Below are 24,155 nucleotides of genomic sequence, written 5' to 3'. Positions count from 1 at the left end.
CGGCGACCGTGACCGTGCCCCGCGCGGCTCCGGCCGCCCCGGCGCGCGCCCCGACCGCGGTGGGCGTGAGCGTCCCGACTCGGACGAGCGCACCGCCCGCGTCGCTGGCGTGCCCCTCACCAAGTCGCAGATCATCGAGGCGCCCGAGGTGCCCGAGGAGATCACGTACGGCCAGCTCGACCGCGATGTCCGCGCGCGTCTGCGCACGTTGAGCAAGGACAACGCCGAGGACGTGGGCCGCCACCTCATCATGGCCGGCAACCTGGTCGACACCGACCCTGAGCTCGCGTACCGCCACGCGCAGGTCGCGCTTCAGCGCGGCGGCCGCGTCGACGTGGTCCGCGAGGCGGCCGCGCTCACGGCCTACGCCACGGGGCGCTATGCCGAGGCGCTCCGTGAGCTCCGCACCGTGCGCCGTCTGGGCGGCTCGATCGAGCACCTTCCGCTCATGGCCGACTGCGAGCGGGGCCTCGGCCGCCCTGAGCGCGCCCTCGCGATCTCGGAGGAGCCCGACGCGAAGCTGCTCCCGCACGACTCGTCGGTCGAGATGCAGATCGTCATCGCCGGCGCCCGTCTCGACATGGGCGACCCCGAGGCGGCGCTGCTCGTGCTCAACCGGGTCGATACCAAGAACGCGGAGCTCAAGGTCCGCGTCGACGAGGCCCGCATCGCGGTCCTGCGCTCGCTTGGGCGTGACGAGGAGGCGGACGCGCTCGAGGCCGCCCTGCCCGAGGCGGTCGAGGAGGAGGCCGAGGAGGACATCGTCCTCTACGACACCGCGGAGCTTCCCGAGCCCGAGCCGGAGCTCGACGAGGATGACGACCTCGACGAGGACCAGGCCGCCGAGTACGACGACGAGGATGGCCTCCACGAGGTCGACGACGAGCGGGAGGACCGCGCGTGAGCGCGGGACTGCTCGGCACCGAGGCCTCCCTTCAGGAGACCTTCGACGTCGCGCTCGTCGACCTCGACGGCGTGGCGTACAAGGGACCGGACGCGATCCCCTCGGCGCCCCCGGCGCTCGCGGAGGCGCGCGCCGCGGGCATGGCGGTGGTGTTCGTCACCAACAACGCCTCGCGTGAGCCCGAGACCGTCGCCGAGCACCTCGCCGAGGTCGGGATCCCGTGCGCCGCGTCCGAGGTGATGACCGCCGCCCAGGCGGGCGCCGAGCTCCTGGCCGAGCACATCGCCGCCGGGGAGAAGGTCCTCGTGGTCGGGGGCGCCGGCCTCTACACCGCTGTGCACGCCAAGGGCTTCGTCATCGTCGACTCGGCGGACGAGCACCCGACCGCCGTCATCCAGGGCTTCGCCCCGAACCTGGGCTGGAAGGAGCTCGCGGAGGCGACGTACGCCATCAACGCCGGCGCGCGGTACTTCGCGACCAACCTCGACCTCACGCTCCCCACCGAGCGCGGCTTCGCGCCCGGCAACGGCTCGCTCGTCGGGGTGGTCCGCACCGCTACCGGCGTCGACCCGCTCGCCGCGGGCAAGCCCGAGCCCGCGATGCTCCACATGGCCGCGAGGAAGGCGGGCGCGAGCCGCCCGCTCATGATCGGCGACAGGCTCGACACCGACCTCAAGGGCGCCCGCGCCGCGGACGTCCCCGGGCTGCTGGTGCTCACCGGCGTCTCGACGGCGCGCGACGCCGTGCTCGCAGTGCCGGGCGAGCGCCCGGCGTTCATCGGAGCCGACCTGTCGACGCTCGCGGAGGCTCATCCCGCGCCGCAGCTGGTCGACAGCTGGTGGCACGTGGGCGAGGCCCGTGCGCGCGTGACGGACGGGCACCTCAGCGTGGACGGCGGATCGCCCATCGACCGGGTCCGCGCGGCCTGCGCCGCGGCGTGGAATGCGGCCGACGCCGGTGTGCACGTGGATGTCGACACGCTCCCGCACTTCGGTTAGCCTCCTGACCCATGGCTGACCTCAACAACACGCGCGACTTCAAGGGCCAGCTCGAGTACCCGGCCGAGGTGAGGGCGGCCCTGCAGGCCGTCACCGAGCTTCCCGACGACCTCGAGAAGCAGGCCGACTTCTTCGACAAGGTGCAGGAGGCGCTCTCGACGCGCCTCCGCGACGAGTCGCGCTGAGCATGCGGCTGGACCGCGCGCTCGTCGCGCGCGGGCTGGTCGCGTCGCGCACCCGCGCGCAGGAGCTCATCGCCGCGCACGCCGTGACCGTCGACGGCGCCATCGCGGCGAAGGCGTCCCTCGAGGTGGGGGACGATGCGCTGCTCGAGGTCGCGGGTGACGACGGCTATGTCTCGCGCGCCGCGCACAAGCTCCTCGGCGCGCTCGACGCGTGCCCGGAGATCGACGTGACCGGCCGGCTGTGCCTCGACGTCGGCGCCTCCACCGGCGGCTTCACGCAGGTGCTGCTCGAGCGCGGCGCCGCTCGTGTCCATGCGATCGACGTCGGTCACGGCCAGCTCGACGCGCGCGTCGCGCGCGACCCCCGGGTCGCAGCGCGCGAAGGCCTCAACGCTCGCGAGCTGAGCTCGTCCTCGCTCGGCGGCGACGCACCCGACCTGGTGGTCGCCGACGTCTCGTTCATCTCGCTCACGCTTCTCGTGGCGCCCATCGTGGCCACCGTGGCGGCGGACGCCGACCTGCTGCTCATGGTCAAGCCGCAGTTCGAGGTGGGCAAGGAGCGGCTCGGCAAGGGAGGCGTGGTCACGGACTTCGACGACAGGGCGCGTGCGGTGATGTCGGTGGCCGCCGCGATGATGGGTGCCGGGCTCGCGATCCATCGCATCGCGCGATCGACGCTCCCGGGCCCGCACGGCAACGTCGAGTTCTTCGTCTGGGCGTCACGGTCATGGCAGGCTGGTGGCGGCGTCCGGCATCGGCCCGCGCCGCTGACGGAAGCCCAGGTCAGGGCCGCGATCGAGGGAGAGACGGGAGGCACCGCATGACCCGCCGCATCCTGCTCGTGGTCCACCCGCATCGTCCCGAGGCGCAGGAGGCGGCGAGCCTCGCCGCCGCCGCGCTCGAGGCGGATGGCGTCGCGACGTGCATCGATTTCGAGAAGGGCGTCGACGCTCCGATCGAAGCCGCGCTGGTGCTCGGCGGGGACGGCACGATCCTCCACGCCGCCGACATGACGCGCGGCACCGGCATCCCCCTGCTGGGCGTGAACCTGGGGCATGTGGGCTTCCTCGCCGAGCTCGAGCGCGACGACGTCGCGCATGCGGCGCGTCGGCTCGCCGCGGGCGACTACGACATCGAGGAGCGTGGCACGCTCGACGTGACGGTGACGGCTCCGGACGGTCGGGAGACCTCCGGGTGGGCGCTCAACGACGTCACCGTGGAGCGAGCGAACCTCCGCACCACCATCGAGGTGGCGCTCGACATCGACGACCGCCCGCTGTCGACCTTCGGCTGCGACGGTGTGGTGGTCGCGTCCGCAACCGGGTCGACCGCACATGCGTTCAGCGCGGGCGGCCCCGTCCTGTGGCCCGACGTCGACGCGCTGCTGGTGGTGCCCCTCGCGGCGCATGCGCTGTTCTCGCGCCCGCTCGTGGTGAGCCCGTCGTCCGAGGTGCGCATCGAGATCCTCGACCGCTCGACCAGCGACGGACAGGTGGTGCTCGACGGCGCGCGCGCCCTCGACCTCGCGCGCGGCGGTCGCGTCGAGGTGCGGCGCGGTCGGCAGACGGTGCGTCTCGCGCGCATGTCCGACGCGCCGTTCAGCGAGCGCCTGGTGCAGAAGTTCGCGCTGCCCGTCGACGGCTTCCGCGGCGAGCGCCCCGTCTCCGATCCCGGCGCGGGGATCTGACATGCTCCACGAGCTGTCCATCGAGAACCTCGGTGTCATCGAGTCCGCGCGCATCGACCTGGGCCCCGGGCTCACGTGCGTGACGGGCGAGACGGGCGCGGGCAAGACCATGGTGCTGACCGGGCTGGGGCTCATCCTGGGGTCCAAGTCCGTCCGGGCGACGGTCCGCACGGGGGCCGATGCGGCGGTCGCGGAGGCCGTCGTGGACGCGCCGCCGGGTTCGTGGGCGGCCGAGCGTCTCGAGGAGGCCGGCGCCGCGTTCGACGACGACGGCACCGTCATCGTGAGCCGTAGCGTCGGCGCGACCACCCGGTCCCGCACCGTGATCGGTGGCCGCACCGTGCCTCAGGCGGTGCTGGCCGAGGTCGCGTTCCACTGGGTGACGGTCCACGGCCAGAGCGATCAGGCGCGCCTGCGCTCCTCGGTCGAGCAGCGCCTGATCCTCGATGGCTACGCCGGGCATTCGGCCCTCCTCGAGGACTACACGGCCGCGTGGTTCACGTGGCGGCAGGCCCAGGACGAGCTCGAGCGCATGGAGTCCGGCGCGGAGCTCGCCCGGCTCGAGGCCGCCCGCATGAGGGACGACCTGGAGGCGATCGACGCCCTCGCCCCGGAGGCCGGGGAGGACGCGCGCCTCAAGGCCGAGTCCGAGGTGCTCGAGAACTCCGAGGCCGTGCGCGCCGGCGTGGCCGGCGCGATGGCCGCGATCGATGGGGAGGCGGAGCTCACTCTCGTCGTCGCTGCCGACGCCGCGCGCCGCGCGCTCGCGGAGGCGGCGCGCCACGATGCGGCGCTCGGCGACCTCGAGACGCGCCTGGGCGACGTCGCCTATGCCGCGGCGGACATCGGCCACGAGCTCGCGTCGTACCTCGACCGCATGGAGGCGGACCCCGCCCGTCTCGAGCAGATCCAGGTGCGCCGCGCGGAGCTCACCGGGCTCATGCGCCGCATCGGCGCGGACCTCGACGGCGTCCTCGCCTACCGCGAGCGGGCCGCGACGGCCGTGCTCGAGGACGACACGTGGGACGAGACGCTCGAGGCGCGCCGTGCCGCCGTGCGGGCCGCGGGGGAACGGGTCGGGGAGCTGGCGGAGCGCCTGACGGCGAGCCGCCGGGAGGCGGCCGCGCGCCTCGCGGCGGACGTCGACGCCGAGCTCGCGGGTCTCGCGATGCCGGACGCGAGCTTCGCCGTCGAGGTGGAGCGCGCGGAGCTGCGGCACTCCGGCGCGGACGAGGTCTCGATGACCCTCGCGTCGCATCCGGGGGCCCCGCATCGTCCTGTCGCGGAGGCGGCCTCCGGGGGCGAGCTCTCGCGCATCATGCTCGCGATCGAGGTGTCGCTCGCGCGGCATGCCGCGGCGCCGGGGCACACGTTCGTGTTCGACGAGGTCGACGCCGGCGTCGGCGGCAAGGCCGCGATCGCCATCGGGCGGCGCCTCGCGGAGCTCGCGCGGACGCACCAGGTGCTCGTCGTGACCCACCTCGCCCAGGTCGCCGCGCACGCCGACCGCCACGTGGTCGTCGCCAAGTCCTCGGACGGCGCGGTCACCCGCTCCCAGGTCCACGAGGTCACCGGCGAGGCGCGCGTCGAGGAGCTCGCGCGCCTGATGTCGGGGCACGAGGGCTCGAAGACCGCACTCGCCCACGCACGTGAGCTGCTGGAGGCCTCGCGCGTGGCACCATAGCCGCCATGACCACCGCCGCCACCCTCATCTCGGGACCGGCTCGCGTCGACGCCTCGCCGCGCGCGCTCGCGCGCCGCCTGCAGGCCGGCGACGTCGCCATCGTCGATGCGCTCGACCTGGACAAGGGTGCCGCCGAGGCGCTCGCCGAGCGCCGTCCCGCCGCCGTCGTCAACGTGCAGTCGTGCATCTCCGGGCGGCTCCCCACCACGGGAGCGCTCGTGCTGCTGGAGGCGGGGATCCCCGTGATCGAGTCGGCCGGCCCCGGGGTGATGGCCCTGCGCGACGGCGCGGCGCTGACCGTGGACGGTGGGCGGGTGTCCGCCGCCGGCACGGCCGAGGAGGGCGTGCGCCTCACGCTCGAGGGCGTCGCGGACCGCGTGCGCGCCGCCGATGCCGACCTTCACGTCCACGTCGCCTCGTTCACCGCGACCGCGCTCGACCTGCTCAACCAGGACGCCGACCTGCTGCTCGACGGAGTGGGCCTCCCGGAGCTCAGGCTCCCGGTCGAGGGCCGTCCGGTGGTGGTGGTGACGGCGCGCTTCACGGGTTCCGATCCGGTGCTCGCGCGTTTCGCGCGGGAGCGTCGTCCCGTGGTGATCGGCGTGGGCGAGGGGACCGATGCGGCGCGCGCCGCAGGGCTCAACCCGCGCATCGTGCTCGGAGACATCGACGCCGTGAGCGAGGAGGCGCTGCGCCGCGCCGCGCAGGTGGTGGTGCACGACGGCGAGGGCCGCGACGCCGGTCGCGCGCGTGCCCAGGCCATCGGCCTCACCCACGATTCGTGCGAGGCGACGCTGTCGAGCGAGGACGTCGCGCTGCTTGCCGCTCACGCCGCGGGCGCGTCCGTCGTGGTGGTCGCGGGCGCCCGCGACGGGCTTCTCGACTATGTGTCCGACCGCTCGACCGCCGGCGCGGGTGCGCTCCTGTCGCGCCTGGTCGCGACGGGTGCCGTGATCGACTCCCGCGTGCTTCCCGCCGTCTACCGGCACCGGTACAGCGCGGCGATGTCGTGGGGCGCCTTCGGGCTCGCCCTCGGGGCGCTCGCGCTCGCGGCGTGGGGCACCCCCGAGGGCCACGACGCGATCGCGGCCGGGTGGGGCTGGCTCTCCGCCACCCTGGGCGGCGGCCGATGACCGACGCCCGCACGCGCGTCGTGTCCGCTGCGGCCGGCGTCGCGGTGCTCGCGGTCGGCGTGGTGCTCGGCTCGGGCCCGCTGCGTGCGGCCCTGCTGGGGCAGACGGGCGACCGGATCGACGCCCTCGAGGCGGAGGTCGGGCGCGCCGATGCGCGTGTCGAGGCGGCCGACGAGCACGCCGACCGCGCCGTCGACTATGTCGACGCGACCGCGCCGACCCTGCTCATCGGCCTGCTGCCCGACGCCTCGGTGGTGCTGGTCTCGGCGCCCGGCGCGTCCGGCGAGGTCCGCGACGCGGTCGCCTCGCGGCTGCCGCTCGCGGGCGCCGTCGAGGCGGGATCCGTGACCGTGGGAGCGGGGTGGGACGACCTGGCGACGGGGGAGTACCGTGCAGCCCTCGCCGACCAGGTGGCGCCGTCGCTCGTGGGCGTCGACGCGACCGACGTCGCGACCGTGCTGGCGCATGCGTTCGTGCAGGGCGCGACGGGCGGCGCACCGTCCGGCGCGGACCACACCGACGTCTCGGCCGCGGGCACGGACCGTGGCGCGGTGCTGTGGGACCTCCTCGAGCAATCCGAGCTCGCGATCGGCGAGCCGGCGGCCCGGGCCGATGCGGTGGTGATCGTCGCGGGCGACGGCGAGGCGACCGAGGCCCTGGTCGCGGCCTTCGCCGCCTACGACGCCCCCGTCACCGTCGTGGGGGCGCCCGCCTCGATCACCGCCGAGACCAGGCGCGACGATGTCGCGACCGTCGCATCGTCCGACTGGACCCTGGGCTCGATCACCGCCGTCGCGACGCTCGCGGAGACACTCGAGGGACAGCGTCCCCACTACGGCGACGGCGAGGTTCCGGGACTTCTGGGCGTTTCCTGAGACGCACCCGGGACTTCCGGCTGTTAGAGTTGAAGCCCGTGGAGCGAACGCGATTCTCGTCCGGAACGGACCATGTCACCCGTCACATCTTCGTCACCGGAGGCGTGGTGTCCTCCCTCGGGAAGGGCCTGACGGCCTCCTCCTTGGGACGGCTTCTCCGCTCGCGCGGCCTGCGCGTGACGATGCAGAAGCTCGACCCCTACCTCAATGTGGACCCGGGGACGATGAACCCCTTCCAGCACGGCGAGGTCTTCGTCACCGACGACGGCGCCGAGACCGATCTCGACATCGGCCACTACGAGCGCTTCCTCGACGTGGAACTGTCCGCCGCGTCGAACGTCACCACGGGTCAGGTGTACTCGCAGGTGATCGCCAAGGAGCGTCGCGGCGAGTACCTGGGCGACACCGTCCAGGTCATCCCGCACATCACCGACGAGATCAAGCGCCGCATGCGCCAGCAGGCCGGCCCCTCGGTCGACGTCATCATCACCGAGATCGGCGGCACCGTCGGCGACATCGAGTCGCAGCCGTTCCTCGAGGCCGCGCGCCAGGTGCGCCACGACGTCGGCCGCGACAACGTCTTCTTCCTGCACGTCTCGCTGGTGCCGTACATCGGCCCCTCGGGCGAGCAGAAGACCAAGCCCACGCAGCACTCCGTCGCCGCGCTGCGGTCGATCGGCATCCAGCCTGACGCCCTGGTGCTGCGCTCCGACCGCGAGGTGCCGACCTCGGTGAAGAACAAGGTCGCGCTCATGTGCGACGTCGAGCCGGGCGCCGTGGTCAACGCCATCGACGCGCCGAGCATCTACGACATCCCCAAGGTGCTCCACGCCGAGGGTCTCGACGCGTACGTGGTGCGGCGCCTCGACCTTCCCTTCCACGACGTCGAGTGGGGCGCCTGGAACGACGTCCTCAAGCGCGTGCACAAGCCCGCGAAGGACGTCGAGATCGCGCTCGTCGGCAAGTACATCGACCTGCCCGACGCGTACCTCTCGGTGAGCGAGGCGCTGCGTGCCGGCGGCTTCCACCACAACGCGAAGGTCCGCATCCGCTGGGTCGCGTCGGACCGCTGCCAGACCCCGCAGGGCGCCCAGGAGGCGCTCGGCGGCGTCGACGGCGTGCTCGTGCCCGGCGGCTTCGGCGTGCGCGGCGTCGACGGCAAGATCGGCGCGCTGCGCTGGGCGCGCGAGAACCTGGTGCCTACGCTCGGCATCTGCCTCGGCATGCAGACCATGGTGATGGAGTACGCCCGCAACGTCCTCGGGCTCGAGGGCGCCTCCAGCTCGGAGTTCGACCCCGAGACGCCGCACCCCGTCGTGGCGACCATGGAGGAGCAGCTCGACATCGTCGAGGGTAAGGGCGACCTCGGCGGCACGATGCGCCTGGGCGAGTACCAGGCGGTGCTCAAGGAGGGCTCGGTGACCGCGCTCACGTACGGCAAGACCACGGTCGGCGAGCGTCACCGCCACCGCTACGAGGTCAACAACGCCTACCGCGCGCAGCTCGAGGAGGCCGGCCTGGTCGTCTCGGGTGAGAGCCCCGACCGCTCGCTCGTCGAGTTCGTCGAGCTTCCCGCCGACGTGCACCCGTATTACGTCGCCACGCAGGCCCACCCCGAGTTCCTGTCGCGCCCGACCAAGGCGCACCCGCTGTTCGCGGGCCTCATCGGCGCGGCGGTCACGCGTCAGGAGGGTGCCTCGACCCCGGCGGACGCCGCGACCGTCTGATGATCGCCGACGTCGCGGGCGCACGGCCCGTCCTCGAGAACACCCTGGTGTACGCCGGGCGGGTGTGGGACGTGCGCTCGGACGTCGTCGACCTGGGCGAGTCGGGCGTGGTGACGCGCGACTACGTCCACCACAACGGCGCCGTCGCGGTCTTCGCGATGGACGAGGCCGAGCGTGTGTTCCTGGTGCGCCAGTACCGGCACCCCGTCCACCGCGAGCTGTGGGAGCCGCCGGCGGGCCTGCTCGACGTGCGCGACGAGCCTCCGCTGGACGCCGCCGCCCGTGAGCTGTTCGAGGAGGCGGACCTCCGCGCCGGGCGCTGGGACACGCTGATCGACTTCCTTCCGTCGCCGGGAGGCTCCTCCGAGGGCATCCGCATCTACCTCGCGCGCGAGGTGACGCCGGTGCCCGTCGAGGAGCGCCACGCCCGCGCGGAGGAGGAGCGCGACATGGAGGGTCGCTGGGTGCCCCTCGACGATGTCGTCGCGTCGGTCCTGGCCGGCGAGACGCAGTGCCACACGCTCGTGGTCGGCGCGCTCGCGCTCGACGCGGCTCGCCGCTCCGGGTTCGCCTCGCTGCGTCCCGCGGACGCGCCGTGGCACCGCCCGCCGTCGCGGCTCGGCTGAGCCGGCGCAGCGTCCCCGCACCGGACAGCGCCGCCGCATGTCACGGCTACGGTGCCTCCCGCGCGCGATGGCGCGTCAGCCCGCGACCACGTCGGGCGCGTAGCCGGCGCCCCGCAGCGCGTCGAGCACCTCGGCCTGGTGGTTCGGACCACGGGTCTCGATGCTCATCTGCAGGACCACGTCGTTGAGCGTCAGCCCCAGATCGTGCCTCGTGTGCAGCACCTCGATGACGTTCGCGCCGACGCCCGCGAGGAGCTCGGAGACCCGCGCGAGCTGGCCCGGGCGGTCGGGCAGGGGGATCCGGATCGTCATGTAGCGCCCGGACGCGACCAGGCCGTGGGCGACGATGCGCTGGAGCAGCAGGGGATCGATGTTGCCGCCCGAGACGAGCGCCACCGTGGCGCCGCGCGGCTCGATGAGCCCCTCGAGCACGGCGGCCACGGGTGCCGCGCCGGCGGGCTCCACCACGAGCTTCATGCGCTCGAGCAGCGTGAGCACCGCGCGCGCGAGCGCGTCCTCCTCGACGGTCACCACATGGTCGACGAGGTCCCGGACGATGGGGAAGGTGTGGTCGCCGGGCCGCACCACCGCGATCCCGTCCGCGATGGTGCCGCCGCGCTCGATGGTCACGGGATGCCCGGCCTCGAGCGACGGAGGGAAGGCCGCGGTCGCCGCCGCCTGCACCCCGATGATGCGGATGTCGCGGCCCCGCTGCGCGGCGATCGCCTTGGCCGCGACTGCGACGCCTGCGATGAGGCCGCCGCCGCCGATGGGGACCACCAGCGTGTCGGCGTCGGGGACCTCGGCGAGGATCTCGAGCGCGATGGTGCCCTGCCCGGCGATGACGTCGGGATGGTCGAACGGGTGGATCATCACCGCACCCGTCCGCGCGGCGTGCTCGGCGGCGAGCGCCAGGCAGTCCTCGACGGTCGCGCCGTCCGTGATGACCGTCGCTCCGTAGCCGCGGGTCGCCAGCAGCTTCGGCACGGGCGCGCCGAGCGGCATGAAGATGGTCGCCTCGACGCCGAGCTGCTGGGCGGCGAACGCGACCCCCTGCGCGTGGTTGCCGGCCGACGCGGCGACCACGCCCCGCGCCCGCTCCTCGTGGGTGAGGCGCGACAGCCGGTAGGTCGCCCCGCGCAGCTTGAATGAGCCGGTGCGCTGGAGGTTCTCGAGCTTGAGGTGCACGGGCGCGCCGTGGAGCTCGGACAGGTAGGTGGCGGTGTCGACGGGGGTGCGCTGCGCGACTCCGGCGAGGGCGCGCGCGGCATCCTCGATCGAGGCGAGCGTGACGGCGTTCATCGCGCGGCGGGGGCGCGCTTGTCGAGCAGGAAGAAGGCGGAGTGGGCCGCGGTGAGGGTCGCCGCGCCGAGCAGGTGCATGCCGACCAGGATCTCCGGCAGCCCCGTGAAGTACTGCACGTATCCGATCGCGCCCTGCGCGAGGGTGACCCCGACCAGGACCCACCATGCGCGGCGCGCCTCGTCCCGCTCGCCGACGCTGTGGTCGCGGCGGATCCTCCACCCGATCCACGCGAGCAGCGCGACGAAGGCCCAGACGGTCATGGCGTGCGCACGGGCGACGAGCGCCGGGTCGAGCGCGAGCCGCTCGGTCGCCTCGGCGTCCCCGGAGTGCGGGCCGGCGCCGGTGGTGAGGGCGCCGAGCACGAGCAGCACCACGAGCAGGCCCGCGGACAGCCAGCGCTCCAGGGCGAGAGAGCCCCCGGTCCGTCCTTGGGCGTCGCGGTAGCGCAGCGCGAAGCGCACCGAGTACCAGACGAGGCCGAGGCTCAGCAGCATGTGGGGCGCCACCACCAGCGGGTGGAGCTCGACCAGCACGGTGATCCCGCCGACCACCGCCTGCCCGAGCACGCCCAGCGCGGGCACGAGGCCCCACCACCGGAGGTCGGGCCGCGTGCGCCAGACGCCGATCGCCATGAGGACGGCGACCACGAGGAGCACGAAGGTCAGCGTGCGGTTGCCGAACTCGATCGACTGGTGGAACACCGACTCCGGGTGGGAGACGGGGGTGAAGCTGCCGGGCTCGCACTGCGGCCACGTCGAGCAGCCGAGCCCCGATCCGGTGAGCCGCACGGCGCCGCCCGTGACGATGATCCCCGCCTGGGCCGCGATGTTCGCAAGCGTGAGGCCGCGGGTGTGGCGCCCGATGAGGTCGCCGAGGCGTCGCGGTGCCGTGCGGAGGGGGGAGGCGGGTCGGGCGGGGTGCTGCTCGGTGGTGCTCACCGGGCAAGTCTAGGGCGGGACGATGCGCGATCGTCCCGGCCCGTCGACCCTTCGGCCGGAGGCGCGCGGGCGCGATAGCGACGTTGTCGCAGGCTCCCGGCCCCCGGGCACAGATCCGCCGCCACGGGCGTTGTCAAGGTCGCAGAGGAGCGCGCTCCGGCAGGGCCGGGAAGGTAAGGCGACCCTTGGTTGCGCCCTTTTTTTTAATGAATCAAAATGTTGCCTAATTGGAGCGAGCGCGTCAGCGTGCCCGCTCTCGGGACGAAGGAGAGGCCACCGGATGCACACCGACACCACGCGCGATCGTGTGCTCAGCCTCATCGCGACCGCGGGGCCCATCACGGCGGCCGCGCTCGCCACCGAGCTCGGCGTGACGCCGGCGGGAGTCCGCCGCCACCTCACCGCGCTCGAGGACGAGGGCCACATCGTCGATCACGAGCCGCCCGGCCAGCACGCCCGAGGCCGGGGCCGTCCCGCCCGCTCCTTCGTCGCCACCGGCGAGGGCCAGCGCGCCCTCGCCACCGCCTACAAGGACGTCGCCGTCGACGCCGTCGAGTTCCTCCGCGGCGCGGGCGGGCTCGAGGCGTTCGTCGAGGCCAAGGCCAAGGAGCTCGAGGACGCCGTCTCCGGCGCCGTCGACCCCGATGCGCCCATGGCGACCAAGGTCGAGGAGCTCGCCGCCGCGCTCGGCGAGCGCGGCTTCGCGGCCTCGGTGCGTCCCGGCCCGGGCGGCATCACCGTCCAGCTGTGCCAGGGGCATTGCCCCGTCCAGTCCATCGCGGAGAAGACCCCCGAGTGGTGCGAGGCCGAGGCCCGCGCGTTCTCGAGGGTCCTCGACGTGCACGTGCAGCGGCTGTCGACCCTCGCGGGCGGCGCGCATGTCTGCACCACCACGATCCCGCTCGCCACCCCCACCCGTAAGGAAGGATGAGCATGAGTGCTCCGACCGAGCCCATGACGCAGGACGAGGCCATCGCCTCGATCGGCAACTACCAGTTCGGATGGCATGACTCGGATGAGGCTGGCGCGCTTGCCAAGCGCGGCCTCAACGAGGACGTCGTCCGCGAGATCTCGGCGCTCAAGAACGAGCCCGAGTGGATGCTGAACCTGCGCCTCAAGGGGCTGAACCTCTTCGGCAAGAAGCCGCTCCCGAACTGGGGCTCCGACCTCACCGGCATCGACTTCGACAACATCAAGTACTTCGTGCGCTCCACGGAGAAGCAGGCGACCTCGTGGGAGGAGCTGCCCGAGGACATCAAGGCGACGTACGACAAGCTCGGCATCCCCGAGGCGGAGAAGCAGCGACTCGTCGCCGGCGTCGCCGCGCAGTACGAGTCCGAGGTGGTCTACCACCAGATCCGCGAGGACCTCGAGGCCCAGGGCGTGATCTTCCTCGACACCGACACGGCCCTCAAGGAGCACCCGGAGCTGTTCGAGGAGTACTTCGGGACCGTCATCCCGGTGGGCGACAACAAGTTCGCGGCGCTCAACACCGCCGTGTGGTCGGGCGGCTCGTTCGTCTACGTCCCGCCGGGCGTCCACGTGGAGATCCCGCTGCAGGCCTACTTCCGCATCAACACGGAAAACATGGGCCAGTTCGAGCGGACGCTGATCATCGCGGACGAGGGCTCGTACGTGCACTACGTCGAGGGCTGCACCGCGCCGATCTACTCGAGCGACTCGCTGCACTCCGCGGTGGTCGAGATCATCGTGAAGAAGAACGCCCGCGTGCGCTACACGACCATCCAGAACTGGTCGAACAACGTGTACAACCTCGTCACCAAGCGCGCGACCGCGGCCGAGGGCGCCACCATGGAGTGGGTCGACGGCAACATCGGCTCGAAGGTCACCATGAAGTACCCGGCGATCTTCATGCTCGGCGAGCACGCCAAGGGCGAGACGCTGTCGATCGCCTTCGCGGGTGAGGGTCAGCACCAGGACGCCGGCGCCAAGATGGTGCACGCGGCCCCCAACACGTCGTCGTCGATCATCTCGAAGTCCGTCGCCCGTGGCGGCGGTCGTACCTCGTACCGCGGCCTCGTGCAGGTCCTCGAGGGCGCCAAGAACTCGAAGTCGAACGTGCTGTGCGATGCGCTGCTCGTCGACCAGATCAGCCGTTCCGACACCTACCCGTACGTCGACGTCCGCGAGGACGACGTCCACATGGGCCACGAGGCATCCGTCTCGAAGGTGTCCGAGGACCAGCTGTTCTACCTCATGTCCCGCGGTCTCGAGGAGTCGGAGGCCATGGCGATGATCGTGCGTGGCTTCGTCGAGCCCATCGCGCGCGAGCTCCCCATGGAGTACGCCCTCGAGCTGAACCGCCTCATCGAGCTCCAGATGGAAGGATCCGTCGGTTGACCGTCACCGATCACACCCAGGCCACCGCTGACGCCGCGCACTCGCACGGCATCATCCCCGACAAGTCCCGCGCCGACCGTCCCACGTCCTTCGACGTGGACGCGTTCCCGGTGCCCACGGGCCGCGAGGAGAACTGGCGGTTCTCGCCGGTGCGCGACCTCCGGACGCTGTTCGCCGACGAGGCCGTCGAGGGCACCCTCGAGTGGGGCGCGAGCGACCTTCCCGAGGGCGTCGCCCTCACCCAGCTCACGGCGGACGATGCGCAGGCACGCACCGTGCGCGCCCCCGGCGACCGTGCCTCGGCCGTCGCGGTCAAGCACGCGGCCGCGCCGATGGCGCTCACCGTCGCGGCGAACACCGTGGTCGACGAGCCCATCTCGATCGACCTCACGGGCAAGGGCGGCGAGGCGCGCGGCCACATCCTCGTCGAGCTCGGTCAGAGCGCCGAGGCGACCGTGGTGATCCGCCGCACCGGCACCGCGCACTACTCGGAGCTCGTCTCCGTGAACCTCGCCGACAACGCCGGGCTCAACCTCGTGCTGCTCCAGCAGTGGGACGAGGACGCCGTGCACGCCGGCGAGGTGCTCGCCAAGCTGGGCCGCGACGCCCGCCTGCGCGGCACCGTCGTGACGCTCGGCGGCAAGGTCGTGCGCCTCAACACGTCGGTGGCCTTCGCGGGCGAGGGCGCGAGCGTGGACCTGTTCGGCCTCTACTTCGCGGACTCGGGTCAGCACCAGGAGCACCAGCTCTTCGTCGACCATGCCGTCCCGAAGTGCACGTCGCGTGTCACCTACAAGGGTGCGCTGGCCGGCAAGACGGCGCGCTCCGTGTGGATCGGCGACGTCCTCATCCGCGCCGCGGCCGAGGGCACCGACACCTACGAGCTCAACCGCAACCTCGTCCTCACCGACGGTGCGCGCGCGGACTCGGTCCCGAACCTCGAGATCGAGACCGGCGAGATCGAGGGGGCGGGCCACGCATCCGCGACGGGCCGCTTCGACGAGGAGCAGATGTTCTACCTGCGCTCGCGCGGCATCTCGGAGGAGCAGGCCCGCAAGCTCGTGGTGCGTGGCTTCTTCGCAGACCTCATCCACGAGATCGGCGTGCCGGCGGTCGAGGAGTCGCTCATGCGCCAGATCGACCTCGAGATCGCGCACGTCGAGGAGGAGCTCGGCGATGAGTGAGCAGCTCGCGTGCCTGGTCGGAGACCTGAAGCCGGGCTCCGCCATGCTCGCCGAGCTGACGCTCGCGAACGGCGCCGACATCCCCGTGGCGATCGTGCGCACGGACGACGGCGACTACTACGCGATCGACGACATCTGCACCCACGGAGAGGTCTCCCTCTCCGAGGGTGACGTCGAGGGGTGCTTCGTCGAGTGCTGGGGCCACGGCTCCCGCTTCGACGTCCGCACGGGCGAGCCGGACGAGCTCCCCGCCATCCGCCCCGTCACGACCTACCCCGTCCGCGTCGACGGCGAGCGCGTGCTCGTCGACGTCGACGCACCCAAGAATTCCCAGAAGGAGAACGCATGAGCACCCTGGAGATCCGCAACCTCCACGTCACCGTCGAGACCCCCGAGGGCACCAAGGAGATCCTCAAGGGCGTCGACCTGACGATCAACTCGGGCGAGACGCACGCCATCATGGGCCCCAACGGCTCGGGCAAGTCGACCCTGGCCTACTCGATCGCCGGCCACCCGAAGTACCAGATCACCGAGGGCTCGGTCACGCTCGACGGCGAGGACGTCCTCGAGATGAGCGTCGACGAGCGCGCCAAGGCGGGCCTGTTCCTCGCGATGCAGTACCCCGTCGAGGTCCCCGGCGTCTCGGTGTCGAACTTCCTCCGCACCGCGAAGACCGCGATCGACGGCGAGGCCCCCAAGCTCCGCACGTGGGTCAAGGACGTGCGCGTCGCGATGGACAACCTCCGCATGGACCCCGCGTTCGGCGAGCGCGGCGTCAACGAGGGCTTCTCGGGCGGTGAGAAGAAGCGCCACGAGATCCTTCAGATGGAGCTGCTCCAGCCGAAGATCTCGATCCTCGACGAGACGGACTCGGGCCTCGACGTCGACGCGCTGCGCATCGTCTCCGAGGGCGTCAACCGCGCCAAGGAGAGCACCGGCCTGGGCGTCATGCTCATCACGCACTACACGCGCATCCTCAACTACATCAAGCCCGACTTCGTCCACGTGTTCGTCAACGGTCGCGTGGCCGAGCAGGGCGGCCCCGAGCTCGCCGAGCGTCTCGAGGCCGAGGGCTACGACCGCTACGTGGCGAACGCCTGAGCATGCTCGCGGATCTGCACGGCGACTTCCCGCTCCTCGCCCGCACGGTGAGGAACGGGAGGTCGCTCGTGTACCTCGACTCGGGTGCGACGGCGCAGAAGCCGCTCGCCGTGCTCGAGGCCGAGGATCGCTTCTACCGTGAGCACAACGGTGCGGTCGCCCGCGGCGCGCACATCCTCGCGGAGGAGGCCACCGAGGCCTTCGAGGACGCGCGCGCGGACGTCGCCGAGCTGATCGGCGCGTCCACCGACGAGGTCGTGTGGACCTCGGGCGCCACCGCCGCGATCAACCTCGTGGCGAACGGCATGCTGCAGGCGTCGCTCGGCGCCGGCGGCGCCGAGGCCGAGCGCTTCCGCCTGGGCCCCGGCGACCGCATCGTGGTCACGGAGCTCGAGCACCACGCGAACCTCATCCCGTGGCAGCAGCTCGCCGCCCGCACGGGCGCCGAGCTCGCCTGGGTCCCCGTGGACGATGCGGGCACGCTACGGTACGAGGCGATCGAGTCGGTCATCACGGAGAACACCCGGGTGGTGGCGTTCAGCCACGCCAGCAACGTCACGGGAGCCGTCACCGACGTCGAGTCCTTCGTGCATCGTGCCCGCGAGGTCGGCGCGCTCACGGTGCTGGACGGCTGCCAGTCGGTCCCGCACCTGCCCGTGAACGTCGCGGAGCTCGGCGTGGACCTCATGGCGTTCTCCGGGCACAAGATGCTCGGACCCACCGGCATCGGTGCGCTGTGGGGTCGCAAGGACCTCCTCGACGCGCTGCCTCCGTCGCAGTTCGGCGGCAGCGCCATCAAGGTCGTCACCATGGAGACCACCACGTGGCTCGACGCGCCGCAGCGCTTCGAGCCCGGCACCCAGCCGGTCGCGCAGGCGGTCGGCATGGGAGCCGCGGCCCGGTACCTCATGGACCTCGGGATGGAGAACGTCGCCCGGCACGAGGCCCGCATCGCGCAGATCCTGCGCGAGGGCGCGTCCGAGATGCCGGGGGTGCGTCTGCTCGGCACCGTGGGCGACCCGGGCGCGATCGATGTGCTCGGCCTCGCCGCCGTGGTCGTCGACGGGGTCCACGCGCACGATGTGGGCCAGGTCCTCGACGATCGCGGCATCACGGTGCGCGTCGGCCACCACTGCGCCCAGCCCCTGCATCGTCGCCTGGGGGTGACGGGATCCACCCGTGCCTCCGCGCACGTCTACACCACCGAGGACGACGCCCACGCCTTCATCGAGGCGTTGGCCGGCGTCCGCGAGTTCTTCGGAGTTGCCGTATGAGCCTCGAGGCCATGTACCAGCAGGTCATCATGGACCACGCCCGCGAGGGCCACGGCCGTGGCCTGGTCGAGATCGACCTCCCGCACCGCGGCGAGTCGCACCAGGTGAACACCACCTGCGGCGACGAGGTCACGCTGCGCGTCGGCGTCGAGGGCGACACCCTCGCGCGGATCGCGTGGGAGGGTCAGGGCTGCTCGATCTCTCAGGCGTCCATCTCGGTGCTCGCGGAGCTGCTCGAGGGGGAGTCGCTCGACACCGCCGACGAGACCTTCGAGGCGTTCCGCGCGCTCATGCAGGCGAAGGGCGAGCACCTCGACGAGGAGCGCGAGGACCTGCTCGGCGACGCGACCGCCTTCGTCGGGGTGGGCAAGTATCCTGCACGCATCAAGTGCGCGCTCCTGGGCTGGATGGCCCTGCAGGACGCGCTGATCCAGGCGCGCGGCGCATCGTCCGCCGCCGTGGAAGGAGGACAGGCATGACCGAGACCACCACTCCGGCTAACGCCGCCGACGTCGAGGAGGCGCTCCGCGACGTCATCGACCCCGAGCTCGGCATCAACGTCGTCGACCTCGGCCTGGTCTACGGCGTGATGCTCGACGAGAACCGCCACGCCGTCATCGACATGACGCTCACGTCCGCGGCCTGCCCGCTGACCGACGTCATCGAGGACCAGGCGGGCCAGGCGCTTGCAGGTCTGGTCGACGGCTTCCGCATCAACTGGGTGTGGATGCCGCCGTGGGGCCCCGACAAGATCACGGACGACGGCCGCGAGCAGCTTCGCGCGCTCGGCTTCAACGTCTGAGACGCATCGTCTGGCGCACGAGAGCCCCCTTCCCTTGCGGGAAGGGGGCTCTCGGCGTTCTCGGGGACGATGCGGCGTCCCGTCAGCGCGTGGCGTCGGCGCCGGCGGCGGTCGCGCTCGGCGTGAGGCCCTGCTCGCGCAGCCACGCGAGGACGTCCTCCGCGACGTCCTTCCACCCGTAGTCGAGCGTGAGGGAGTGCCCGCGCCCCTCGTACTCGTGATACTCGGTGGTCGACGCGCTGTTGTCCGCGTAGAGCTTCAGGACCTGCTTGGTCACCACGGCAGGTACCACGTGGTCCTCGGTGCCCGACGTCAGCAGCAGCGGTCCACGGACGGCGTGGTGCGTGTCGACGGCCGCGGGGGAGCGCCTGACGAACGCCGCGGTCGCGTCCTCGAACAGCGGACGCCCGGGACCGGGGATGACGAACGTGTCGAAGATCGCGTTGCACTCCTCCTCCGAGATGGCGTTGCCGAAGGCGTAGTGGAACTCCTTCGGGGTGAGCGCGACGGTGCGGTTCTTGTTGGCGGGGTTCTTGAGCACGGGGAACCCGGACTTGAGCTGGGAGAACGGCAGGGCCGTGACGCCCTTGATCGGTGCCGGGTCGATCGCGACCGCGCCGCGGACCAGGTCCCGGGCGAGCAGCTCCTGGGCGACCAGGCCGCCGAACGAATGCCCCACCGCGATCGGCGTGCCGTCCAGTCCGCCGATCACGTCGGCGTAGTGGTCGACGATCTGCGCGATCCCCACCCCGTCGAGTGCGCTGGGATCCTCGCGGGTCTTCGCGACGGTGTCCTTGTCGCCGGGCCAGCCCGGCGCGATGGAGGTGTAGCCGTGTTGCGCGAACAGCTCCTGCCAGGGTTGCCACGCCGTGGCGTGGATCCACAGGCCATGGATGAAGACGACGTCGGTCGGGGACATGAGCGGTGCTCCTTCGGGGTGAGGGTGTCGTAGGGGGATCAGAGGGTCTTGATCAGCCCGCCGTCGATGAGGACGTCGGCGCCGGTGACGTTGCCGGCGCGTCCGCTGGCGAGCAGGAGGACAAGGTCGGCGACCTCGGACGGCTGCGTGAACCGCCCGGTCGAGAAGCCGCCCTGGTGGGCGACGACCGCCTCGCGTGCGGTCGCGACGTCCACGCCCATCTGTGCGGCCGCGGTGGCCGCGACGCCGTGCTCGCCCAGCCACAGGTCGGTCGCGACGGGGCCGGGGCTGATGCTGTTGAAGCGGAGGTTCTGGGGCCCGTACTCCTTCGACAGCGCCTTGGAGAGGTTCCACACCGCCGCCTTCGCGGCCGAGTAGTCGACCACGCCCGGGTCGGGGAGGAAGGCGTTGACGGAGCCGACCGTGACGACGTTCCCGCCGCCGCGGGCGATGAGCGCGGGGATCGCCGCGCGCGTCATCCTCAGCATCGAGAAGAAGCACACGTCGAAGGTCCGCCGCCACGCCTCGTCGTCGATCGCGGTGAAGCCGTCGCCGCGCAGGGTCACGGCGCCGACGTTGTTGACCAGGATGTCGAGCCCGCCGGCGTCCTCCGCGGCCGCGACCAGTGCGGCCGGGGTGTCGGGGTCCGTGAGATCGGCCTGGATGAACGTCGCCGTCTCGCCGAGCGCGTCGATCTCCGCGGTCCGGGAGCGGGACGCGGCGATGACGTGAACGCCTTCCGCCACGAGTGCGGCCGCGATGGCCAGCCCGATGCCCTTGCCCGCGCCGGTGACGATCGCGGTCTTGCCCTGCAGTCCGAGGTCCATGCCGCCGATGCTAGGAAGCACCTCAGGCCGCCGTCGTGCCCCCGGCCTTCCTAGGTGCGGCACGGTCACCCTCGCGTGAGCGCTCGTACGTCAGCTGCGACAGGAGCTGGAGACGCTCTGCGGAGGGGCTGCCGGGGGCGGGCACGTACATGCCGAGCGACTGCCCGTCCGTGGCCGGCAGGTCGAAGACCTGGTAACGCAGCTCCATGACGCCCACCTCGGGGTGGTGGAAGAAGGTCGGCGCGCCCGCGGGCACGGCGGACTCGTGCAGCTCCCAGATCGACTCGAAGTCGGGTTCGAGCTTCCGGAGGTCCGCGAGGAGGTGCGTGATCTCGGGCCCGTCGTCGTACGGGTCGACGGAGGCGCGCAGGTAGGCGGCCGCGCGACGCGCGTCGACGCGCCAGCCGGCGTCCCGGGGCGCCTCGGGACGGTAGACCAGCTTCACGAGGTTGCCGCCCGCGCGGAAGGCGGGGCTGATCCGCTCGGCGAGCGGATTGACGAACAGGATGTCGAGGTAGCGGTTGAGCACCTGAGCGGGGATGGACGGCATCGAGTCGAGCAGACCGAGGAGCGTGGGGCTCACCGTGCCGTCGGGCGGTGCCATGGGTGTGAGCGGGGGCCGCGCGAGGCGATGCAGGTGGAGCAGGAGCGGAGCATCCAGCGCCAGCGCACGGCCGATGCCGTCGAGGACGGTCGATGAGGGGTGGAGCTCGCGGCCCTGCTCGAGCTTGAGGTAGTAGTCGGTGCTGATCCCCGCGAGCAGGGCCACCTCCTCGCGACGCAGGCCGTCGACGCGGCGCGCCGAGGAGCCGCGCGTGAGCGCGACAGCCTCCGGCTGCACCATCGCCCGCCGTGCGCGCAGGAACTGCGCGAGCGGGCCCGCCTTCTCCATGCGGTCAGCGTACGAGCACAGCGCTCACCTGGACATGGCCGTGGCGCACCCATGTTGGCCTGCGGGTCAGCGCTCCAGGGGATCGTCCTGCCGCGCGAGCATCAGCAGCCTCTCCTCCGAGACGGTCCCGCGCTCCGCGTGGGCGAGGATCACCGTCTGGTCGCCGCCGGTGACACGCAGCAGCTCGTAGGTGAGCACCATCCGGCCGACCACGGGATGCTCCATCGTGACGGTGAGCGCGTGCCCCGTCGCCGGGAGGTCCGGGGGTGCCGCGCCGATCTCGACGCCGCGGCGCGCGAGCTCATCTCGGAGCATGTCCGCGCCCGATACCGCGGCCTCCGACGGGGAGAGGGGATGCGCGAGCAGCCCCGCCATGCGGTCGGCGACCTGCCCCCACTCCGGCAGGGTCCGGCGGGCGCTCTCCGCGAGGAACGTCGCCTCGGCAAGGTTGCGACCGACGGTGAAGTGCGGCGATACCGCTCGGGCGACGGCGTTGGAGGCGACCACGTCCCAACGGTCGTCCACCACCGCGGCGGGGGTGGCGGGAAGCGACCCGACGAACTCGGCGAGCAGCGCATCGATCGGCACCATGCGCCGAGCCTAGAGCGGGCGCGCGCGGGCAAGGAGGACCCTTCCGCACCCACCCAGCTCGCTCGCTCGGCATCACTCGCCCGGCATCACTCTCCGAGTGACCGCAGCGCCTCCGCCTCCGGCGTTCCGGGGTCGGCGTAGTGCGCGACCAACGTGAGACCGCCGTCGCCCGGCACCGACATGCTCTGCCAGCGCAGCGTGAGGAGCATGCCGAGCGCGGCGACCCACGCGGTGCCCACGCCGCTCGACTGGACCGTGACGTCGTGCCGGGCCCAGAGCCGCGCGAACTCGGGCTCCGTCACCAGGAGCCGCCCGACCAGCTCGTGAAGCCGCGGGTCGTCGGGGTCGCTTCGCTCGCGGAGGGCCGAGATCCCGAGCGCGACGTGGTCGTCCCAGTGCGGCAGGTTCGCGCGCGCGGCGTCGGAGAAGAGCGTGTCGAACATGTTGGAGCCGACCGTCCCGAACGTGAACACGCGGCTCGCGCGCTCGTTGACGGCCATGACGTCCTGGCAGGCGTTGATGACGTAGGCGGCGGTGTCCTCGAAACCGTCGAGGAACTCGAAGACAGAGTCGTCGAGCGAGCCGGGGAGCGGGGTGAAGGAGCGCAGCGGCGGCGGATCGGCGACGCGACGCATGTACGCTGCGGCGGCCTCGTCGAGTCCGAGCGCCGCGGCGAGGCCCCGCAGCACCTGGTCCGACGGATGCGTGTCGCGGCCCTGCTCGAGACGCAGGTAGTACTCGGGGCTGATCATCGCGAGCTGCGCGACCTCCTCGCGGCGCAGGCCGTCGACGCGGCGCCCGGTGTCGGTGGGGAGGTCGACGTCCTCCGGGCGCACGGCGTGCCGACGTGCACGTAGGTAGTTGCCCAGCTCGTTGATCGCCACAGCGGTCAGGCTAGATCGCGTTCGCGCGCTTGGCTACGGTCGTGATGCGGGCGGTATCGCCGTTGCGGGTCGCGCGCGCAGGTGTGACGATGAACGAGGCCCGTCACCCGTGATCCCCGGAGCGTCATCCATGGTCTACAAGGTCGGATACTTCGTCGGCAGCCTGTCCTCACGCTCGATCAACCGCCTGCTGAGCAAGGCGCTGATCCGGCTCGCCCCGGAGGACCTCGAGTTCACCGAGATCCCCATCGGCGACCTCCCGCTGTACAGCCCCGACTATGACGCGGACTTCCCGCCGTCGGCGGTCGCTCTCAAGGACGCGATCGCGGCCTCGCAGGCGCTGCTGTTCGTCACGCCCGAGTACAACCGCTCGATCCCCGGCGCGCTCAAGAACGCCATCGACTGGGCGTCCCGGCCGTGGGGACAGAACTCGTTCGATCACGTGCCGGCGGCGGTCATCGGCGCCTCGATCGGCGGCATCGGCACGGCGGTGAGCCAGCAGAGCCTCCGCGGGGTCCTCAGCTTCTGCAACGCGCGCCAGATGACCGCGCCCGAGGCGTACATCCACTTCACACCGGGCCTCATCACCGAGGACGGAGACGTCACCATGGAGAGCACGGCCGCCTTCCTCGCCGCCTACATGGAGGAGTTCCGGCTGCACGTCGAGCGCGTGCTGACGGTGCTGCCGCGTGGCTAGCCACGTCGCGCTGATCCGCGGCATCAACGTCGGCGGCAAGAACCCGGTCTCCATGGCGCGGCTGCGCGAGAAGCTGGGTTCGCGGGGCGTCGCCTCCCGTACCTACATCGCCTCGGGCAACGTGCTGCTCGATACCCCCGACCTCGACGAGCCCGGAGTCGAGGCGCTGGTGGAGGGCGTGCTCCGCGAGGAGTTCGAGGTGGACACGGTGGTGGTCGGGGTCGCCCAGGCGCGCATGCGCGCCGCGGTGGACGATGCCCCGGCCGGGTTCGGCACCGAGCCTCATCTCTACCACTCGGACGTCGCGTTCCTGCGGGCCGGCGTCGACGCCTCGGAGGCCTTCGGGGCCTTCGGGCTGCGAGAGGGGGTCGACGCGGGCTGGCCGGGGAGAGGGATGGTCTACTTCCGCCGGCTCAGCGCGCAGCGCACCAAGAGCCGGATGAACAAGGTGATGTCCACGCCCTTCTACGCGGACATGACCATCCGCAGCTGGACCACGACGGTCACGCTGGTGGAGCTCCTCGACGGAGGCTAGGGGCCATCGGCCGCGCCCGCGGCGCC

At 72.1% G+C, this 24,155-nt stretch carries 26 protein-coding genes and 1 pseudogene; 20 read left to right on the top strand and 7 right to left on the bottom strand.

The window, feature by feature from the left end; translation table 11 throughout:
• The 10 genes and pseudogenes from AOM09_RS15390 to AOM09_RS12415 all read left to right on the top strand — a co-directional run.
• A pseudogene (locus tag AOM09_RS15390) lies at positions 1–904 on the top strand (hypothetical protein); the annotation flags it as partial.
• Positions 901–1,902, top strand: a complete 1,002-nt coding sequence (locus tag AOM09_RS12450; RefSeq protein ID WP_062389024.1) for an HAD-IIA family hydrolase — start codon at positions 901–903, stop codon at positions 1,900–1,902. The pseudogene AOM09_RS15390 and the gene AOM09_RS12450, both read left to right, overlap by 4 nt.
• 11 nt (positions 1,903–1,913) lie before the next feature.
• Complete coding sequence (locus AOM09_RS15245) at positions 1,914–2,087, top strand: hypothetical protein (RefSeq protein WP_156162358.1); 174 nt, start codon at positions 1,914–1,916, stop codon at positions 2,085–2,087.
• A 2-nt stretch (positions 2,088–2,089) separates the two neighbouring features.
• Positions 2,090–2,911, top strand: coding sequence for a TlyA family RNA methyltransferase (locus AOM09_RS12445; protein ID WP_062389020.1), 822 nt, complete (start codon positions 2,090–2,092; stop codon positions 2,909–2,911).
• A complete protein-coding gene (locus tag AOM09_RS12440) occupies positions 2,908–3,774 on the top strand; it encodes an NAD kinase (RefSeq protein ID WP_062389017.1) in 867 nt (288 codons plus the stop codon). The genes AOM09_RS12445 and AOM09_RS12440 overlap by 4 nt, the downstream gene beginning before the upstream one ends.
• Position 3,775: 1 nt before the next feature.
• On the top strand, positions 3,776–5,458 hold the full coding sequence (gene recN / locus AOM09_RS12435; protein WP_062389015.1) for a DNA repair protein RecN: 1,683 nt from the start codon (positions 3,776–3,778) through the stop codon (positions 5,456–5,458).
• A 5-nt stretch (positions 5,459–5,463) separates the two neighbouring features.
• Positions 5,464–6,591 (top strand): putative cytokinetic ring protein SteA, encoded by a 1,128-nt coding sequence (gene steA / locus AOM09_RS12430; RefSeq protein ID WP_062389012.1) that lies wholly within the window; start codon positions 5,464–5,466, stop codon positions 6,589–6,591.
• On the top strand, positions 6,588–7,466 hold the full coding sequence (locus AOM09_RS12425) for a copper transporter (RefSeq protein WP_062389009.1): 879 nt from the start codon (positions 6,588–6,590) through the stop codon (positions 7,464–7,466). Before steA ends, AOM09_RS12425 begins: the two co-directional genes overlap by 4 nt.
• A gap of 38 nt (positions 7,467–7,504) precedes the next feature.
• A complete protein-coding gene (pyrG, locus tag AOM09_RS12420; RefSeq protein WP_062389007.1) occupies positions 7,505–9,193 on the top strand; it encodes a CTP synthase in 1,689 nt (562 codons plus the stop codon).
• A complete protein-coding gene (locus AOM09_RS12415) occupies positions 9,193–9,819 on the top strand; it encodes an NUDIX domain-containing protein (RefSeq protein ID WP_062389004.1) in 627 nt (208 codons plus the stop codon). Before pyrG ends, AOM09_RS12415 begins: the two co-directional genes overlap by 1 nt.
• A gap of 75 nt (positions 9,820–9,894) precedes the next feature.
• On the opposite strand, the gene ilvA is transcribed toward AOM09_RS12415, so the two are convergent.
• Positions 9,895–11,121, bottom strand: a complete 1,227-nt coding sequence (gene ilvA / locus AOM09_RS12410; protein WP_062389001.1) for a threonine ammonia-lyase — start codon at positions 11,119–11,121, stop codon at positions 9,895–9,897.
• Positions 11,118–12,062 (bottom strand): COX15/CtaA family protein, encoded by a 945-nt coding sequence (locus AOM09_RS12405; protein ID WP_062388998.1) that lies wholly within the window; start codon positions 12,060–12,062, stop codon positions 11,118–11,120. Before AOM09_RS12405 ends, ilvA begins: the two co-directional genes overlap by 4 nt.
• Before the next feature lie 280 nt (positions 12,063–12,342).
• On the opposite strand from AOM09_RS12405, the gene AOM09_RS12400 reads away from it, so the two are divergent.
• From AOM09_RS12400 to AOM09_RS12365, 8 genes are read left to right on the top strand one after another with little or no spacing between them, the layout of a single operon-like run.
• Complete coding sequence (locus tag AOM09_RS12400) at positions 12,343–12,993, top strand: helix-turn-helix transcriptional regulator (protein WP_062388995.1); 651 nt, start codon at positions 12,343–12,345, stop codon at positions 12,991–12,993.
• A gap of 2 nt (positions 12,994–12,995) precedes the next feature.
• The gene (gene sufB, locus AOM09_RS12395; RefSeq protein WP_062388993.1) at positions 12,996–14,423 is read left to right on the top strand and encodes a Fe-S cluster assembly protein SufB; all 1,428 of its coding nucleotides are present in this window, start codon (positions 12,996–12,998) and stop codon (positions 14,421–14,423) included.
• Complete coding sequence (gene sufD / locus AOM09_RS12390; RefSeq protein WP_062388991.1) at positions 14,420–15,607, top strand: Fe-S cluster assembly protein SufD; 1,188 nt, start codon at positions 14,420–14,422, stop codon at positions 15,605–15,607. The genes sufB and sufD overlap by 4 nt, the downstream gene beginning before the upstream one ends.
• Positions 15,600–15,956 carry a non-heme iron oxygenase ferredoxin subunit gene (locus AOM09_RS12385; protein ID WP_062388988.1) on the top strand — a complete coding sequence of 119 codons (357 nt, stop codon included), beginning with the start codon at positions 15,600–15,602 and terminating at the stop codon, positions 15,954–15,956. Before sufD ends, AOM09_RS12385 begins: the two co-directional genes overlap by 8 nt.
• Positions 15,953–16,708 (top strand): Fe-S cluster assembly ATPase SufC, encoded by a 756-nt coding sequence (gene sufC, locus AOM09_RS12380; protein WP_062388982.1) that lies wholly within the window; start codon positions 15,953–15,955, stop codon positions 16,706–16,708. Before AOM09_RS12385 ends, sufC begins: the two co-directional genes overlap by 4 nt.
• 2 nt (positions 16,709–16,710) lie before the next feature.
• On the top strand, positions 16,711–17,982 hold the full coding sequence (locus AOM09_RS12375; protein WP_062388980.1) for an aminotransferase class V-fold PLP-dependent enzyme: 1,272 nt from the start codon (positions 16,711–16,713) through the stop codon (positions 17,980–17,982).
• Positions 17,979–18,461, top strand: coding sequence for a Fe-S cluster assembly sulfur transfer protein SufU (gene sufU, locus AOM09_RS12370; protein ID WP_062388977.1), 483 nt, complete (start codon positions 17,979–17,981; stop codon positions 18,459–18,461). The genes AOM09_RS12375 and sufU overlap by 4 nt, the downstream gene beginning before the upstream one ends.
• Complete coding sequence (locus AOM09_RS12365) at positions 18,458–18,784, top strand: metal-sulfur cluster assembly factor (protein WP_062388974.1); 327 nt, start codon at positions 18,458–18,460, stop codon at positions 18,782–18,784. Before sufU ends, AOM09_RS12365 begins: the two co-directional genes overlap by 4 nt.
• An 82-nt stretch (positions 18,785–18,866) precedes the next feature.
• On the opposite strand, the gene AOM09_RS12360 is transcribed toward AOM09_RS12365, so the two are convergent.
• The 5 genes from AOM09_RS12360 to AOM09_RS12340 all read right to left on the bottom strand — a co-directional run bounded on the left by AOM09_RS12360 (position 18,867) and on the right by AOM09_RS12340 (position 22,897).
• Entirely contained in the window at positions 18,867–19,703 is an 837-nt protein-coding gene (locus tag AOM09_RS12360) for an alpha/beta hydrolase (protein WP_062388970.1), read from the bottom strand.
• A gap of 38 nt (positions 19,704–19,741) precedes the next feature.
• Positions 19,742–20,530, bottom strand: a complete 789-nt coding sequence (locus AOM09_RS12355) for an SDR family NAD(P)-dependent oxidoreductase (protein WP_062388967.1) — start codon at positions 20,528–20,530, stop codon at positions 19,742–19,744.
• Positions 20,531–20,552: 22 nt separating this feature from the next.
• Positions 20,553–21,422 carry a helix-turn-helix transcriptional regulator gene (locus AOM09_RS12350; protein ID WP_062388964.1) on the bottom strand — a complete coding sequence of 290 codons (870 nt, stop codon included), beginning with the start codon at positions 21,420–21,422 and terminating at the stop codon, positions 20,553–20,555.
• Between the two features lie 66 nt (positions 21,423–21,488).
• The gene (locus AOM09_RS12345; RefSeq protein ID WP_062388961.1) at positions 21,489–22,013 is read right to left on the bottom strand and encodes an MmyB family transcriptional regulator; all 525 of its coding nucleotides are present in this window, start codon (positions 22,011–22,013) and stop codon (positions 21,489–21,491) included.
• Between the two features lie 86 nt (positions 22,014–22,099).
• Positions 22,100–22,897 (bottom strand): helix-turn-helix transcriptional regulator, encoded by a 798-nt coding sequence (locus AOM09_RS12340; protein ID WP_062388959.1) that lies wholly within the window; start codon positions 22,895–22,897, stop codon positions 22,100–22,102.
• 130 nt (positions 22,898–23,027) lie between these two features.
• On the opposite strand from AOM09_RS12340, the gene AOM09_RS12335 reads away from it, so the two are divergent.
• Together AOM09_RS12335 and AOM09_RS12330 are read left to right on the top strand one after the other, a co-directional pair.
• Positions 23,028–23,594, top strand: a complete 567-nt coding sequence (locus AOM09_RS12335; protein ID WP_062388957.1) for an NADPH-dependent FMN reductase — start codon at positions 23,028–23,030, stop codon at positions 23,592–23,594.
• Positions 23,587–24,129 carry a DUF1697 domain-containing protein gene (locus AOM09_RS12330; protein ID WP_062388955.1) on the top strand — a complete coding sequence of 181 codons (543 nt, stop codon included), beginning with the start codon at positions 23,587–23,589 and terminating at the stop codon, positions 24,127–24,129. The genes AOM09_RS12335 and AOM09_RS12330 overlap by 8 nt, the downstream gene beginning before the upstream one ends.
• Positions 24,130–24,155 lie beyond the last annotated feature (26 nt).

This window comes from Demequina iriomotensis (assembly GCF_000971395.1).
GTDB classification, from domain to species: Bacteria; Actinomycetota; Actinomycetes; order Actinomycetales; family Demequinaceae; genus Demequina; species Demequina iriomotensis.
Note: the sequence above shows the minus strand (reverse complement) of the source record. Positions and strands in the feature narration are given on the sequence as shown.